The organism is Oleiphilus sp. HI0086 (assembly GCF_001635225.1).
Genome location: NZ_LWFZ01001446.1, coordinates 1 through 873, shown reverse-complemented (window position 1 = coordinate 873; position 873 = coordinate 1). Strand labels below are relative to the sequence as shown.

Here is an 873-nt window from a genome sequence, read left to right as displayed (position 1 = left end):
AAAGCGTTTTTTATTGCTCCATTGGGGAATAAGCGAAGCGTTATTGTATAGGCAACTTCTTTACGTTTGTGAGTGTTCATTACCGCATGAAAAGGGTCGTATAGAGAGTCCTTCCTGAGTGCGCTCAAAAGTAAAATCTCGTAGTCGCTGAGTTGCTCAAGTTCCTTGCTCGAGACTTGTTTTGTCTGGCTGGGTTTAAGGCTTTGCTTATCGCGGCTGAAAATATTTTGTAATCCGTGAATTGCCGTGCTTGGATTAGATCCACGAAAAGCAGGGCTGTCTAGCCGAGTGTGTTTGTCCGACAGCTTCTTCACGGCATTTTGATTAGGACTTAGGCTGCCTTTTGATGAGGAGTCACGTTTAGTTTGGGTGTCGCTTTTAAATTGCGATTGGTTAAGTGTCGCTAAATATTCTTGTGCTGCGCGTGAGTTCTCTTCGGCGCTAAGTGATGAGCTTGAAAATTGCGAGCTTCTGTCTGCAGATACTAGCTTGAAGGGGATAGTCTTTTCCTTGGTTTCAAGGAATGATATGTCGAGCCAGTAGATCAATAGGGCCAAGATTGTGTGAATCAAAATGGCAGCGAAAGCCGCTAAGCTGAGCCGAAGACTTTGGTTGCTCTCGGTATTCACAAATTAGAGTGTACTTGCTTTCTGGCTTAGGCTACTGGTTAGTGCGTTCATGGCTCTATCAATTAGCAGTCCTTGCTCTAGAACAATTGTGTGCTTCCTTTTTAGATCATTCGCCAGGTCGGTTTTGGTTTTTTCACAAGACTTTAGCCCCATGCGATTGACGAAAATATAGCTATCTGCATCATTGATGACCGCTGACAGCTTGCATCGCTGTTTGCTATCGTTGTTTGTAAACTCAAACCAA

The 873-nt window shown here is 44.0% G+C and carries 2 protein-coding genes; both read right to left on the bottom strand.

The window, feature by feature from the left end; genetic code table 11:
- A partial coding sequence (locus tag A3756_RS24545; protein WP_156490747.1) for a hypothetical protein occupies positions 1–629 on the bottom strand: 629 nt, incomplete at its 3' end.
- Between the two features lie 3 nt (positions 630–632).
- Positions 633–873, bottom strand: a 241-nt coding sequence (locus A3756_RS24540; RefSeq protein WP_156490746.1) for a DUF1631 family protein, incomplete at its 5' end; no start/stop codon positions are given.